The sequence below is a fragment of the Kitasatospora sp. NPDC024654 genome (assembly GCF_055559155.1).
In genome coordinates this window covers 46,929-61,980 of record NZ_JBVHLF010000026.1, presented here as the reverse complement: position 1 = coordinate 61,980, position 15,052 = coordinate 46,929, and the positions used below count along the sequence as shown (strand labels likewise).

13 protein-coding genes and 1 tRNA gene are annotated in these 15,052 nt (G+C 72.4%); 11 read left to right on the top strand and 3 right to left on the bottom strand.

The window, feature by feature from the left end; genetic code table 11:
- Positions 1-3: 3 nt before the first annotated feature.
- Both ACZ38L_RS17775 and ACZ38L_RS17770 read right to left on the bottom strand, forming a co-directional pair.
- Positions 4-744: a hypothetical protein gene (locus ACZ38L_RS17775; protein WP_465694080.1), complete on the bottom strand. Its 741-nt coding sequence runs from the start codon at positions 742-744 to the stop codon at positions 4-6.
- A 154-nt stretch (positions 745-898) separates the two neighbouring features.
- Complete coding sequence (locus tag ACZ38L_RS17770; protein WP_465694079.1) at positions 899-1,759, bottom strand: hypothetical protein; 861 nt, start codon at positions 1,757-1,759, stop codon at positions 899-901.
- 559 nt (positions 1,760-2,318) lie between these two features.
- Here ACZ38L_RS17770 and ACZ38L_RS17765 point away from each other — a divergent pair.
- The 10 genes from ACZ38L_RS17765 (at position 2,319) to ACZ38L_RS17720 (ending at position 11,710) form a co-directional block, all read left to right on the top strand.
- Complete coding sequence (locus ACZ38L_RS17765; protein WP_465694078.1) at positions 2,319-3,050, top strand: transglycosylase family protein; 732 nt, start codon at positions 2,319-2,321, stop codon at positions 3,048-3,050.
- A 196-nt stretch (positions 3,051-3,246) separates the two neighbouring features.
- On the top strand, positions 3,247-3,612 hold the full coding sequence (locus ACZ38L_RS17760; protein WP_465694077.1) for a transglycosylase family protein: 366 nt from the start codon (positions 3,247-3,249) through the stop codon (positions 3,610-3,612).
- A 159-nt stretch (positions 3,613-3,771) separates the two neighbouring features.
- On the top strand, positions 3,772-4,731 hold the full coding sequence (locus ACZ38L_RS17755; protein WP_465694076.1) for a ribokinase: 960 nt from the start codon (positions 3,772-3,774) through the stop codon (positions 4,729-4,731).
- Positions 4,721-5,482, top strand: coding sequence for an alpha-ketoglutarate-dependent dioxygenase AlkB family protein (locus ACZ38L_RS17750; protein WP_465694075.1), 762 nt, complete (start codon positions 4,721-4,723; stop codon positions 5,480-5,482). The genes ACZ38L_RS17755 and ACZ38L_RS17750 overlap by 11 nt, the downstream gene beginning before the upstream one ends.
- 210 nt (positions 5,483-5,692) lie before the next feature.
- A complete protein-coding gene (locus tag ACZ38L_RS17745) occupies positions 5,693-6,556 on the top strand; it encodes an acyl-CoA thioesterase (protein WP_465694074.1) in 864 nt (287 codons plus the stop codon).
- A 78-nt stretch (positions 6,557-6,634) separates the two neighbouring features.
- Positions 6,635-7,456 (top strand): DUF1684 domain-containing protein, encoded by an 822-nt coding sequence (locus ACZ38L_RS17740; protein ID WP_465694073.1) that lies wholly within the window; start codon positions 6,635-6,637, stop codon positions 7,454-7,456.
- A gap of 74 nt (positions 7,457-7,530) precedes the next feature.
- Positions 7,531-8,862, top strand: coding sequence for an MFS transporter (locus ACZ38L_RS17735; protein WP_465694072.1), 1,332 nt, complete (start codon positions 7,531-7,533; stop codon positions 8,860-8,862).
- A 111-nt stretch (positions 8,863-8,973) separates the two neighbouring features.
- A tRNA-Pro gene (locus tag ACZ38L_RS17730) sits at positions 8,974-9,047 on the top strand.
- Between the two features lie 707 nt (positions 9,048-9,754).
- Entirely contained in the window at positions 9,755-10,393 is a 639-nt protein-coding gene (locus ACZ38L_RS17725) for a hypothetical protein (RefSeq protein ID WP_465694071.1), read from the top strand.
- Positions 10,394-10,939: 546 nt separating this feature from the next.
- Entirely contained in the window at positions 10,940-11,710 is a 771-nt protein-coding gene (locus ACZ38L_RS17720) for a TauD/TfdA family dioxygenase (protein WP_465694070.1), read from the top strand.
- Positions 11,711-11,898: 188 nt separating this feature from the next.
- Here ACZ38L_RS17720 and ACZ38L_RS17715 read toward each other — a convergent pair whose 3' ends face one another.
- Positions 11,899-13,269, bottom strand: a complete 1,371-nt coding sequence (locus ACZ38L_RS17715) for a transcriptional regulator (protein ID WP_465694069.1) — start codon at positions 13,267-13,269, stop codon at positions 11,899-11,901.
- A gap of 325 nt (positions 13,270-13,594) precedes the next feature.
- Between ACZ38L_RS17715 and ACZ38L_RS17710 the strand changes: the two genes are divergently transcribed.
- A complete protein-coding gene (locus ACZ38L_RS17710) occupies positions 13,595-15,019 on the top strand; it encodes a putative PEP-binding protein (protein ID WP_465694068.1) in 1,425 nt (474 codons plus the stop codon).
- The last annotated feature ends 33 nt before the right edge of the window (positions 15,020-15,052 follow it).

Below are 15,052 nucleotides of genomic sequence, written 5' to 3'. Positions count from 1 at the left end.
GGCTCAACCGAGGCCGGCGCCGCGGCCCGGGGGGAGCGAGAGCATCATCGCGTTGCGGTGCCGGCCGGCCGCGGGACCGGCCGGGGCGGGTACGGTGACCGGCTGCGGCACGGCGGGGGCCGGCACGGTGGCCGGGGCCAGGTAGCCGGTGGCCACCCAGCCCTGGCCGCCGACGGCGCCCTGGGGATAGCCCTGCTGCGGGTGACCCTGCTGGGACTGGGGGTAACCGGGCGCCGGCCGGCCGGGGCCGGCGGCGTACGGACCGGGCGGGTAGGCCGCCTGCTGCTGGAACGGCCCGCCGGGCTGCTGGCCGGCGGGCTGGTCGGTCGGGTGGACCGCCTGGGGATGCGGCTGTGGGGCCGCCTGCTGCTGGGTCTGGTGCTGGGCGACCTGTTGCTGGGCCGGGACGAACTGGGTCTGACCGGCCGGCAGGCCCGGGTAGCCGGGGAACGGCTGGTGCCGGCCGAACGAGCTGAGCTGCTCGTGGCTGTAGGGCACCCGGGCGGCGTAGGGGTCGCGGTAGTCGTCGGCGTAGCGGCGCTCGCGGACGGCGAAGCCGGTGAAGCGCAGGTCCTCCTCGCCGGCCCGGTCGCCGGGCAGGGCGCGGAACAGGCGGCGGTACTCGGAGTAGAGCTCGTCGTAGATGGGGGTGGGCGTCGGGGCGACGGGATGCTCTCCGTCGTACGACGGCCTCATCGCCGGGATCCCTCGGGCGGCGGTGGTCTGGCGGAGGGCTGAGGTCACGTCGTAGCTGTACACGCAAGGGCCAACGAGCGAGACCGGCCGGGGATGCGGGTGTCGGCGGGGCGGACGGGAGCGCGGGCCGGCCGCACGCCGCCGCCCGCGTCCCACCCCGTCAGGTGGGACGCGGGCGGCGGCGTGCGCGGGTGGCGTGCCGTCAGGTTCCCGCCAGCGGCAGCGTGGCCGCGACCAGCAGGCCACGGGCCGCGGCCCGGTCCAGCGCGGTGCGCAGCAGGTCCTCCCGCGGCTGGCGGCCGATCGCCCCGGCGGGCGCCGCGTACATGATCACCTCGTGCTGCTGCTGCACGGCCAGTCGCCAGGCCTCGGTGACCTGCAACGGCTGGTGGGCCTGCCACCACGCGGTGCTGCCGCCGCTCGCGGACGGCTGCAGCACGGCGTGCAGCTGACCCATCACCATCAGCACCGACCAGCCCGGCAGCGCGCCGGCCGGCGGCTTGTCCACGTCGTGCACGTCACTGAAGTTGTGCTCGCGCAGCAGGTCCAGGAACTCGTCCTCGCCGGTGTTCCGGCCCGGCCGGCCGACCGGCCCGGTGGGCTCGACCACCAGGGCGGCGCGCCCGGTGCCCTCGCACAGCACCAGACCGCAGGTGATCCCGAGCACCGCGGGCTCGCCCGCGGTGCTCCGCGCGGGCTCGGCCGGCGCGGCGGGCTGGACGGGCGAGTTCGGGTAGACCTGCGCCGGGCCGCCGGCGTTCTGCTGGGCGGGGAAGCCGTTGCCCTGGGTCTGGCTGATGCTGGCGACCGCGCCGAGCAGCTGCTCCTCTGACACCTGGACCACCTGTGAGGGGATGCACCGGGCGTGCGCGAAGGCCAGTACCGCGGTCTCCTCGCCGACGAAGAGCACGGTGCTGGTCGGCTCCTGCTGGGAGTCCCCCGGTGTGCGACATGACGTGCAGTCATAGGTATCGGGGGCATGGGCCCCGCCGAGCAGGCGGTCGGCCTCGTCGTCGCCGATCTCGGCTCGGACCTCGTCGCTGACATCGAGCATGCGCGGCACGAAGACTCCTCGGGTTGTTGCGGGGTGACGGGGCGCTACCCGGCCGCCATTACCAACGGGCCGTTGTGGCTGGGGTCACGGGCAGGTGCGGAGAGTGACGGGATTTGCCGGAGATTTGACAGCGCAGAGTGAGGATCTGATCACAGTTTGTCGATACTGTGCGAAGGGTCACAGGGGCGAGTGTGTGGTCGAGGTCACGCAAAGTGAAGGTTTAGGGTTGGTAAACCGTTGCAAAACGGACATTCGGCCGCCGTTCGGCTTCTTGTTACCGCAGGTAACCCCTGGCTGACCTGGGCTGACCGAGATTCGGTTGATTCCGCGGTCGACCGCGTCCTAGCTTCTTCCCCGGTGCAACGAGCACCACCCGGGTTCACCCGCCGAAGCACGGCAGTGCCCACCGCCGACGAACGATCAGAGTCGGTGGTGCGTGGCGGAGTGGCCGGGGCGGCACGGTACGTCGGACACGTACGAGGCCGCCCGCAGGACGAGGCGAGCGAAGCATCGGGCCCTTCCCGGCCCTGGTTCCGCATGCCCGCCCGGGGTTGTCGAGAGGGAACTCATGACTTTCCGTAACGAGACCACCGCTGCCACCACCGCCTCCGCCAAGCGCAACCGCGTGCGGACGGCCGTGCTGGGCGGCGCCGTCGCCGTCCTTCCGGTGGCGGGCCTCGTCGCGGCCACTTCGGCCTCCGCCGCGTCGGTCTCCACCTGGGACAAGGTCGCCCAGTGCGAGAGCGGCGGCAACTGGAGCATCAACACCGGCAACGGGTTCTACGGGGGCCTGCAGTTCACCTCCTCCACCTGGGCCGCGTACGGCGGCACCCAGTACGCCCCGCAGGCCAACCAGGCCAGCGAGGCGCAGCAGATCGCCGTCGCCGAGAAGGTCCTGGCCTCGCAGGGCCCGGGCGCCTGGCCGGTCTGCTCGGTCAAGGCCGGCCTGACCGCCGGTGGCGCCCCCGCCGCGGTCGACACCTCCTCGTCCTCCTCCTCCTCCTCGGCCCCGGCGCCGGCCGCTCCGAAGCCGAAGCCGGCCCAGCCGAAGGCCGCTCAGCCGAGCGCCCCGAAGGCCAAGCCGAGCACCGCTCCGGTCGCCCCGAAGCCGAGCGGCAAGAGCACCCAGAGCGCCAAGTCCGCCACCACCGGCGGTGACTACACCGTGCGGAGCGGCGACACCCTGAGCGCGATCGCCGCCGCGCACGGCACCGACTGGCAGACCCTCTACCAGAACAACGCCAAGGTCATCGGCGGCGACGCCAACCTGATCCTGCCCGGCCAGGTGCTGTCGGTCTGACGTTCCGACGCCTCGGGGGGCGGCCCGCCGCCGGCACACCGCGCACGACCGCCGTCCCGTCCGGGGCGGCGGTCGTCCGGGTGCCGGGCGGGTTTGACGGCGAGTCGGGTTGACGGCCGGGCCGGCCCACCCGGACGGCGCAGCGACGGGCCGACCCGGGTCGCGGGCGGGCGGGTGTGTTGGTCAGAGTCGGATCGTGCTGAGCCATCGTGTGACCGGGGCGCGGGCCGCCCTGTTGACGTGCGGCGTGCTGATCGTCACAGCGGCCGTACCGGCGCCGGCCCGGGCCGGGACGGCTGCGCGGCGGGTCCCCGACGCCGTCTGGGACCAGGTCGCCGACTGCGAGAGCGACGGCGACTGGGCCGCCGACACCGGCAACGGCTTCTACGGCGGACTGCAGATCGGGCCGTCCACCTGGGCGTCGGCGGGCGGCCTGCGCTACGCCAGGCGGCCCGACCGGGCGAGCCGCCGTCAGCAGATCGACGTCGCGCAGGAGATCCTGCGCCGTCAGGGCTGGCGGGCCTGGCCGGGCTGCGCCCGCGCCCTGGGCCTGCTCTCCTGACCCGCCTGCTCTCCTGACCCGCCTGCTCTCCTGACCCGCCTGCTCTCCCTGACCCGCCTGCCGCCTGTCGCCCACGCACCCCTCCCGCCCCGTGCCGCCACCTCGCCGTCCCCGCCGCCAGCCGGGCACCCCGACCCGGCGCCGGGCGAGAATGAGGGCATGCCGGAGACCGTGGACATCGTGGTGGTGGGCAGCGTCAACCTCGACCAGGTGATCGAGGTGCCGGCCCTGCCAGCCCCCGGCGAAACGGTGCTGGGCGGCCCGGTCACCCGCCTCGGCGGCGGCAAGGGCGCCAACCAGGCCGTCGCCGCCGCCCGCCTCGGCGCCGGGGTCGCGCTGGTCGGGGCCGTCGGCAGGGACCCCGACAGCGACTGGCTGCGCACCGAGCTGGCCGCCGAGGGCGTGGACGTATCGCGGCTCGCCGCGCTCGACGGCCCGCCCGGCCACGCCGTCGTCCTGGTCGACCGCCAGGCCGAGAACAGCATCGTCGTCTCACCCGGCGCCAACGCGCACCTGACCCCGGCCGCGGTGGCCGCCGCCGGTCCGTTGCTCGGCGCCGCCACCGTCGTGCTGGCACAGCTGGAGATCCCGCCGGCCGCCGTGCTGGAGGCGGCCCGCCACGCGCGCGGGACCTTCGTCCTCAACCCCGCCCCGGCGCCCGCCCCGGCCTCCGGGCTGCCGCCCGAGCTCTGGCCCCTGGTGGACGTCCTGGTCCCGAACCGCAGTGAACTGGCCCGGCTCCGTGGCGTGCCGGACGCCGCGGTCGCCGACCCCGCCGCGGTCGCCCGGCTGACCGCCGGCCTGCCCTGCGCCCGGGTGGTGGTCACCCTGGGCGGGGACGGCGTGCTGGTGCGGGAGGAGGGGGCGGTCACCGTGCTGCCCGCCCCCGTGGTGCGCGCGGTGGACACCACCGGCGCGGGGGACACCTTCTGCGGCGCGTTGGCGGTGGCGCTGGCCGAGCGGCGGACGCTGGCCGAGGCCGCCCGGTTCGCGGTCCGGGCCGCGGCGCTGAGCGTCGGACACACCGGCGCCCGGACCGGCATGCCGACCCGGGCCGCCCTGGGCCGCGCCACCGCCCCGGACCACGCCTCCGAAGGAGCCGACGCCGGTGCCCCATGAGCCCCTCGGCACGCCCGTCCCCGAGCTCTTCCCCCGCGAGCGGACCGAGCCGTTGCCCGGCGTGGTCCACCTGCCGGACTGGTTGACCCCGGGGGAGCAGCGCCGGCTGGTCGCCGCCTGCCGGGAGTGGGCCCGCCCGCCGGCCGGCCTGCGTACGGTCCGGCTGCCCGGCGGCGCGCGGATGTCGGTGCGGCAGGTCTGCCTGGGGCTGCACTGGGGCGTGGTGGCCCGCTGCCCGACCTGCGGCGTCGCGCGCAAGGCGGCGGCCGGCTGCCCCGACCACTGGTTCCCGTACGCCTACACCCGTACCGCGCTGGACGGCGACGGCGCGCCGGTGAAGCCGTTCCCCGCGGAGCTCGGCGCCCTGGCGCGGCGGGCCGTCGCGGAGGCGTACCCGGTGGCCCGGGGCAGGATCGCCGGTGCGGTCGGCTACGCCCCGGACGTCGCACTGGTCAACCACTACCCGCACGGCTCGCACATGGGCCCGCACCAGGACCGCGAGGAGCGCGTCGACGCGCCCGTGGTCTCGCTCTCGCTCGGCGACAGCTGCCTCTTCCGGCTCGCCGGCACCGAGAGCCGGAACCGGCCCCGGACCGACCTGGAGCTGCGCGGCGGCGACCTGCTGGTCTTCGGCGGCCCGGCGCGCTACGCCTACCACGGGGTGGTCCGCACCCTGGCGGGCAGCGGCGATCCGGCCCTCGGGCTGACCGGCCGGCTGAACGTCACGGTCCGCCAGTCCGGGCTCACCTGACCACCCACCCCAACCCGCTCCGCCCGAGCTCCCCTCCCCCTTCCCGACCGTCGCCGCGCGCCCCCTTTCGTCACTCCGCGCGAGCATCGTTCACCCGTTCGTGCGGCTCTTGGACCAGCGGGAATTCCCCGGTCGCCGGCGGACTTCTGGCTAGACGAAGCGGTAGCCCGCCCGGGGGTCCGGGGTGCCCGCTCGGAGAGGACGAACACCATGGGAACACCCGTCGACCACCTGGTCGAGCTGCTGGATCTGGAGCAGATCGAGGTCAACATCTTCCGGGGCCGCAGCCCGGAGGAGTCCCTGCAGCGCACCTTCGGTGGTCAGGTCGCCGGTCAGGCGCTGGTCGCGGCGGGGCGCACGGTCGAGGACGGCCGACCGGTGCACTCGCTGCACGCGTACTTCCTGCGCCCGGGCGTCCCCGGCGTCCCGATCGTCTACCAGGTGGACCGGATCCGCGACGGCCGCTCCTTCACCACCCGCCGGGTGCTCGGCATCCAGCAGGGCCGCAGCATCTTCGCCCTCACCGCCGACTTCCACGTCCCCGAACCCGGCGGCATCGAGCACCAGGTGTCGATGCCGCCCGTCCCGAAACCGGAGGAGCTGCCCAGCGCGCTGGACGAGGTGGGCAGCCGGCTCGGCGAGCTGCCGCCGTTCATCAGCCGCCGCCAGCCGTTCGACATCCGGTACGTCGAGCGGCTGCGCTGGAGCCAGGAGGAGCTGGCCGGCGTCGAGGCGCGCAGCGGCGTCTGGCTGCGCACCAACGGCGCGCTGCCGGACGACCCGCTGATCCACGTGTGCGCGCTCACCTACGCCAGCGACATGACCCTGCTGGACTCCGTCCGGGCCCCGGTCGAGCCGCTCTGGGGCCAGCGCAACTTCGACATGGCCTCGCTGGACCACGCGATGTGGTTCCACCGCCCGTTCCGGGCCGACGACTGGATGCTCTACCAGCAGGAGGCGCCGATCGCGCACGCCGCCCGCGGCCTGGCCCGCGGTCAGATATTCGACCGAGCCGGGCAGCTGCTGGTCTCGGTGGTCCAGGAGGGGTTGTTCCGGCCGTTGCGCGAGCAGTGACGGCCCACCGGCCGCCGGCGCGCCCCGCGCCCCGGCCGAGAGCGGTGACGAGAAGCATGATCATCAGGAGGACCGGCCATGACCGACGCCGACGAATGGAAGCGCTGGACCGACGCCCGCACGGCGGCCGTCAGCACGGCGCACGGCGTGCTCGCGCTCACCGCCACGCACTGGCTCGGCCCGGAGCCGGCCGAGCTGCCCGGCCTCCCCGGCCGCTGGTCGGGTGACGCGGCGGGGATCCGGGTCACCGCCCGGGCCGCCGACGGTCTGCGACCGGTGGGAGGCAACGGTACGGCCGCGGGCGGAGCGGTGCCGGCGGCGGAGGAGCCGCCGATCGACGGGGAGCTGCTGCTGCACCCCGACACCCAGCCCGAGGCGGACCGGCTGCGCTGGCGCGACCTGTTGCTGGTCCCGATCGAACGCGAGGGCGAGCCGGCCCTGCGGGTCTTCGACCCGGCCGCCGATCGGCGCACCGGCTTCGCCGGCATCACGGTCTACCCGTACGCACCGGAGTGGTCCGTGCCGGCGGTCTTCACACCGTTCGAGAACGGCGACCGCACGGTGACCGTGCCGAACGCCGACGGCCGGGACCGCGGCCTGGCGGTGACCGGCCAGATCGCCTTCCGGCTCGCCGGGGAGCCCCACACGCTCATCGTGAGCCGGTCCGGTGACCAGCTCACCGGTGTGATCAGCGACGCGACCAGCGGCACGGACACCTACCGGTTCCGCTTCATCACGCTGCCCGCACCGGACGCCGAGGGCCGGACGGTCCTCGACTTCAACCGGGCCTACCTGCCACCGTGCGCCTTCTCCGAGCACTTCATCTGCCCGTTCCCACCGCCGGGCAACCGGCTGCCGATCGCGGTGCGGGCGGGGGAGAAGGCGGTCCTGCACCGCTGACCCGGCGGAGTCGACGGCCACATTTCCGGGCCCGCTGCTGACACGCGCGAGCGCGGGGGCCACCATAGTCCGTTGTGTCAACCAATCATCCCACCTCTGGCCCGGCCGCCTCCCCTCCCGCGCCTCCCGTCCCCGTCACTCCCGCCCCCGCCTCTCCCACTCCCACCCCCGCCTCCCGCTTTCTCGCGGACCTCACCCCGCTCCGCGAGAACGCCGACTACCGCCGGATCTGGTTCGGCCAGTCCGTCTCCTCGATCGGCCAGCAGATGACCGCCGTGGCGGTCTCCGTCCAGGTCTACGCGCTGACCCACTCCAGCTTCGCCACCGGCGCGGTCGGCCTGTGCTCGCTCGTCCCGCTGATCGTCTTCGGCCTCTACGGCGGCGCGATCGCGGACACCGTGGACCGCCGCAAGCTCGGCCTGATCGGCTCGGCCGGCCTGGCCGTGGTCTCCGCCGTACTGACCACCCAGGCACTGCTCGGCAACGCCCAGGTCGCCGTGCTCTACGCCGCGGTCGCCCTGCAGGGCGGTTTCTTCGCGATCGGCTCGCCGGCCCGGTCGTCGATGATCCCCCGCCTGGTCCCCAGCCACCAGCTGCCCGCCGCCAACGCGCTGAACACCATCAGCATGAACCTCGGCCTGACCGTCGGCCCGATGCTCGGCGGTGTCCTGATCGGCGCCTACGGCGCCCAGGCCGCCTACCTGGTCGACACCGTCGCCTTCGCGGCCACCATCTACGCCATGTGGCGCCTCCCGGCGATGCGCCCCGACGGCTCCGCCGGCCGCAACGGTCGGGCCTCCGTCCTGGACGGCCTGCGCTTCCTGCGCGAGCAGCCCAACCTGCGCACCAGCTTCCTCGCCGACCTCGCCGCGATGATCTTCGGCCTGCCCCGGTCCCTCTTCCCGGCCCTCGCCGCCGGCTTCTACCACGGTGACGCCCGCACGGTCGGCCTGCTGGTCGCCGCCCCCGCGGTGGGCGCGCTGATCGGTGCCCTCTTCTCCGGCTGGATATCCCGGGTCCACCGACACGGCGCCGCCGTCCTGGCCGCCGTCATCGCCTGGGGCCTCTCCATCGCAGGCTTCGGCCTCACCAGCGGCCACCTCTGGCTCGGCCTCGCCCTGCTCGCGGTCGCCGGCTGCTCGGACACCGTCAGCATGATCTTCCGTAACACGATGATGCAGGTCGCCGCCCCCGACGAGATGCGCGGCCGGCTCCAGGGCATCTTCATCGTCGTGGTGGCCGGCGGCCCCCGCCTCGGCGACTTCGAGTCCGGTACCGTCGCCTCCCTCACCACCCCCATGGTCTCGGTGATCTCCGGCGGCCTGGCCTGCGTCGCCGCCGTCCTCCTACTCGCCGCCCGCCGGCCCGCCTTCCTCCGCTACGACGCCCGCCACCCCACCCCGTGACCTGTCCAAGCCTGGCAGCGAGCACCCCCCATCGTGCTGTATTGTTTTCCACGTCACCGGGACACCGGCGACAAGGTCGAGAATCCGGGCCAACTCCCGGAGCCGAGACCACGGGACGTGGCGCAGCTTGGTAGCGCACTTGACTGGGGGTCAAGGGGTCGCAGGTTCAAATCCTGTCGTCCCGACAGTAGTCGGAAAGGCCGTTGGCCGGGAGAAATCCCAGGTCAGCGGCCTTTTGCATGACGCGGTGTCAGATTCAACAAACAGTTGTTCGCATACGGTTGGGGACCAGTTGGGGACCAAGTGGTCTCGAAGTGGTCGCATCCGGGGACCAAGGGGCCTCTCAATGGGCATTTTGTGCCTCGAAATTGACTACCCACAGTGACCGAGACCGAATCGTGACCAACGATTTCCCGACACCCCATGACGCAATCTGGCCATATTTTCCGGCAGTTGAGCGACTGCTCCCGAATCTGTCAAGACGTCAGCTGATTTCGTGACCTCGCGCCCGAGGCGTCGCCTGGCTCCTCCCGGACGCCTCCGCAGGCCCGCTCGGGGACCTGCCTGCGACCCGTGATGATCTACGCACAGTGACCATCGCCGTGACGGCGCGAGTGGGAGAATCGGCCGACGACCACGAGCGCGCGGAGGCCGCGGGGTGCTGGCAGGCGAGTTCCGACACAAGGGAGCAGGCCCACTGCTGGGCGCCCGACGGCCCGGCGAGCTGGGGCCTTTCGGACCGTACGGATCGGGCGACCGGGCCGACTCGGCGACCGGTCGCCGCTCCGAGCCCGGCGAGCAGGAGGACGGGACCGCAGATGCCGAGTCATGACCCGACCGACGGGCCGGCGCCGCACGGCGCCGAACCCGGCGACGCGGCACCGCTCGGGCCGTGGGCCGGGGCGCGGTCACGGCCTGGCGCGGCAAGACCGGCAATCTCTGGCACGCCGACCCGAACTGCCACATCCTGCGCAGCCGAGCGATGGAGGAGATCTTCGTCCAGCCCGCCGAGGGCGCCCTGGGCGACCGCAAGCTGCCGGAGAACCTGCACTGCCCGCCGCCGGGCCCGCTGCGGGACTACCTCATCGCGGCCCGGAAACTGGAGAAGTACGAGTGCGCGACCGAGATCGGGCACGAGCAACTCGCCGACGGCCAGCTGCCGGTGATCGCCTTCGGCGCGCTGATGGCCCGGAGCGACGTGATCAACGCACTGGAGAGCGATCCGCTGGAGTCCTCGTGGCGCTCGGCCCGCCGACGCCGCGACGAACTGGTCGATCAGGCCCGCCCCCTGCTTGACGAGCGCTTCCCGCTGTTGCTGGCCGCCCAGTGGGTGCTCACCGGCAAGACCGCGTGCCAGTACCAGCACCGCTACACCGACTTCGCCGACGCCGTCATCGACGCGTTCGAGAACGAGGGCCTCTCCTTCTTCGGCCTCTACGACTACGTCACCAAGGATCTGATCCGCGCTGGGTGCAGGACATCGCAGCTGGCCACACCCCCGAGGTCGGTGAGGGCCGGCCACAAGAAGTAGGGGCCGGTTAGACCCGGCGCGGGCGGCTGGTCCACCAGGTGGTCCGCGATCAGCGAACGCCAGCGGGGCAAGGCCCGACGTTGATGACGTCGGGCACGACGCAGTAGCCGTCCCGATGAAATGCCGTGATGAGAGAACGAGTTGTCGTCTCCATCCCGCATTGGAAGCGGCAGCGGGCTGGGGTGGGCAACAGGATTTCCGGGCCCGGTGGTCAGACAGGCGCGGGGCCCCGCCCCCGCAACACCGGGCTCGCCGCCGCCGCCAGTTGACACGCAACCGGCTCTTGACGGATCCCGCATGTCGTCTCGTGTTGCCTCCTACGCCGAGTCCGTTGCCCAGTGGTGCGCCAACGCCAAGGCTGGGGGTGGACGACGGTTTCGACACCGACCACGTGGTGGCCAGGCCGACCAGCAAGTCCGTCCCCTCACCACGCTGGGCACCCGCGGAGGGGTTCGGCGCCCTGGATGGATCGGCTAAGAGCACGCGATGTGTCTGGCCCGAGACCGCGACAGGAATCCCGCAGCACATGCAAGAGGAGGCTCGCACATGACGGATCTTGAACTGATCTCCGAAGTGAGTGAACGCGGATACGCCGTCATCTCGGCGCCCACGACGGAAGACCCGTTCGACGCGCACAGGAGCGTCGCCCGATCGCTGGGTCTGTCCGACGCCTACACGCCGGTCCTTTATCAGGACCCGGAGGTCTGTGACGTGGTAGGCCAAGTGGGAGCGTACAACGAGATTCCCCGGGACAGCTCCTCGGTGTTGCCGTGGTCCGAGATGCCGGGGCAGCAGTTCCACGTGGACGGCCTGCTGGAGCCGCTCGGTGGGATCAAGACGACCGTTCTGCACTGCCTGGAGCAGGCGCACATCGGCGGCGAGACGGAACTGTTCTTCTGCTGCGAGGCTTTCCTGAATCTGTCGGCGGCCGATGAGGACGCGGCGATGAGCCTGCTGCACGCTACGGCGTTGACGCGGTTCGCGACCATCGCCGTGTCGGACCCCACCCGCCTTCGCGCCACTGGGCCGGCCTTCGGTCGGGTCGACGGGGAGATGGTCACCCGCTTCTCGGATGGGACGACTGAGCTATGGAACACTGCGGGTAACCCGGCTTTGCAGCGGGCGCTCGACTACCTGCGCGGGCCGGCACACGAAGCGCATTCCGCTCGCGTCCGTCTCGCACCGGGCGAGATGCTGATCTTCCGGAACGACCGGGTGTCGCACCGTGGCTGCGCCTACCAGAACGGCGTTCGGCCGCGCCGGCTCACCCGTTCCATGTACAGCAGTGCGCCGTACCACCGGATGCTGGACAGGTAGAGCCACGCCCAGCGCCAACACGGTTCGGACGGCCGGCGCGATTCCGAGAACAGGCGTTCAGCCGGAGTCGCGCCGACTGTCCAGGCGCACATCTCATCCGATCGGCCGGGCTCGCGACCTGGCCGAGTACGCGGGAGAACCGTCTGGAGAGTCGGCGCCGTCAGCCCGAAGGGGGCGACCGCTTGAGGTCAGGCCGAGATGCTGAGGAACTCGGCGACGGTCGGGACGTGCCGGTGCCGACCCAACCGTGTGCGCAGGTCGGCGAGTGTGCTGGTAGAGCGAGCTGAGTCGACACCGCCCATCGCGTCGATGACGTGGTGCCCGATGGCGACGGCGGCGTCGAGTTCACCGAGCGCCAGATGGGCCTCCGCGCGTCGGGCCTGGTATATGACGGCGCCGCGGATCTCGCGTTCGGTGTCGTACGGGTCTTCCTGGGTGGCGGCGGCTGTGAAGTGGTCGAGGGCCTTTCGAGGCTCGCCCAGGCTGAGCGCCGAGCTCGCGGCGACTTGGTGGATCTCGCCCCGTGACAGCCAGTACAGGGCGGGCCGGTCGGCCTCGATCGCCTCTGCGCTTTCGTATGCGGCGAGCGCGTCGTCGATGTGGGCGTAGGCAGCGGTGCTCTCGCCGGCCTTGGAGTGGGCTCGGGCCGCGCGGGCGTGGAGCATGGCCCGTACGCGGGGCGAGGAGATCTTCTTCCGGTCGGACATCGCCGCGTCGATCAGGTCGAGTGCGCCCCGAGGATCGCTCTTCTCGGCGTTGTAGCGGAGATTCGCCCAGAATCCGAGCACGAGGGCGCCCAGAGTCGGGTCCTGGGCGGTGGCGGCGGCGCGCAGGGCGGTGACGAAGTGCCGCTCGGCGGCGGCGTGCCGGCCCTCGTCGTAGGCGCACCATCCGGCCAGCCGGGACGCCTCGGCCGCGGCGGCGAACAGCTGTCGGCCGGTCTCCTCGGTGTAGGTGGCGTTCTTGATCCGGTCCCGGATCATCTGCAGTTCGAAGACAGCGCCCTGGTAGACTTGTTCGGATCCCACGGTGTCGTCGAGATGCCGAAGCGCGTCCAGACGAAGTTCGAAGAGCTGGGCGTCGCTTGTGCCGACTCGGCGGCCCGTGGTGGGGAGGGTGAGCGAGGGGTCGGCGGTGGCCCACTGGGCGAGGATCGCCCCGAGCGCGCCGGTGGACGTGATGAGGAAGGCGCGCCGGTCCACGTGACCTCCTAGGTCAGTCAGTGAGAGGACCGTACCCGCTGCCGTCCAGGGCGACTCCAGGACGATGCCATCGTCGTGAAGCGCCAGGTACAGGAAGTCCGGCCAGCCGTACCGGTCGACGTCTGCGAGGTCGATGCCGTGGTAGCGGGCCATGGCCAGCAGCGCGGGCCTTTCGGGAGTTACGCCCTTACGTGTCCACCGTGTGAGCTTCTCTCGGCGCACGGCCATCGCTCCGAAGCCCAGTTCCTGGTGCGCCTGGTCGATCCGGGTGAGGTAGCGCGTGGCACTGAGGCCGTCGCGGACCAGCAACGTGGTGAGCGGATGGATGGCCTGCCCGACCTCGACCGCCTTGGCCACGATGTCCTCCCTGCAGTGGTGTCAGCTCCAGCTTTGACGACTCGTCACCACGGATCAAGCCCGTCGTGTCGGAAGGCAACACGGAGCAACATGAGGCAGCACGAGGCAACGCGCGGCGGCTTCCGTCACCGCCCCGTGCGGGCGGACAGTAGCGATCCCGCCGGCGTTCCGGCCCCGATCGAGCCGCAGCGAACGGAAGACGCGCGGCCGGGCGGCCCCGCCACCTACGGCCCCAACGGCGCTCCGCAGCACTGACCTTGCCGCACGCCCGGCCCCACCCGGCGGAATCCCGGCGGTCCCGGTTCCCGACAACGGAGGTACTGACATGAACTCCACGGCCCGTAGCAAGGGCCCGGCTGAAGCCCCCGAGGACGGCGCAGCCGCGAACCTGGGCCACGGCAGCGTCCAGGGCAGCCCGCTCCTGGTGTTCTCCGAATCTGTCATCCGGCACGACGGAGCCGCTGGCACCCGCGGCTTCGTGGTGGCCCCGGTGCGTCAACTGCACAGTCCCCAGCCTTCGGGTAGCGGGCCCCACATCCTTATCGCCCACGATCTGACGCCCGCAGACACCTCCGCCCTGGACCTCACCCAGGTCTCAGCATTCTGCACTGTCGCCGGAGGCCCCACCTCCCACGCCGTACAGGTCGCCTACAGCCTCGGCATCCCGACGATCGTCGCAGCCGGCGACCGGGTCCTGACCGTCCCGGACGGGACGATGTGCGCCCTCGACGGCGACACCGGCACCCTCTACAGCGAGCTCACGGAGAGCGACCTGGCCGCCGCGACCGCCCACCGCGACCGGCGCGCGACCCGGCCGCGAGCGCGGGCCAACGGGGGAGGCACGCCGGTCACCCTCACTGGCACGATCACGCGGCCCTTGCAGGCCGCCGAACTCCGAGCGGCCGGCGCCGACGGCCTCGGCCTGCTCGCCACTGAGCTGCTGTTCCTCGGCCGTGAACAGGACCTCACCGACGAGGAGCAGCACTACCGGGCCTACCGTGAGATCGCTCGCGCCGTCGGCGGCGCTCCCGTGACCCTTCGAACGCTGGACATCGGCGGAGACAAGGACATGCCCGCACTTGGGCTGCCCCGCGAGGACAATCCGTTCCTCGGAGTGCGCGGCGTTCGCCTGAGCCTGCGCCGACCGGACCTGTTCCTACCTCAGTTGCGGGCCGCCTACCGGGTCGCCCGCGACGAAGGTGCCCAACTGCGCCTGATGTTCCCGATGGTCACCCACGTCGAGGAATTCCTCCAGGCCGCCGAGGCCGCCCGCGAGGTGCAGGCCGAACTCGACGCCCCCGTTCTGCCCCTGGGCGTGATGGTCGAGGTCCCGGCCTGCGCCCTGGCCGTCGACCAGTTCGCCGGGCACGTCGACTTCCTGAGCATCGGCACGAACGACCTCGCCCAATACCTCACGGCAATGTCGCGTACCAGCGCGGACCTCGCCCGCAACATCGACCCGCTGCACGTAGCCGTCACCCGCACCGTGCGGGAGGTGGCCCAGGCGGGCACCGACCACGGCATCCCCGTGTCCGCGTGCGGAGGACTGGCGGGCGACCCGGCGGGCGCCGTCGTCCTGACCGCCCTGGGAGTCACCGCTCTCACCGTCGCCCTGCCGTACCTGCCCGAGGTGCGCGACACCCTCGGCCGGATGGACGCCGCCGCCCTGGCGACGATCCGCGACCACGCCCTCGACACCGGCGGCAGCCGGCACCTGCGGGACCTGGTCACCGAACTGCTCGACCTCTGAGCAGACCACCACCAACCCGCCCAGTCTCACTCC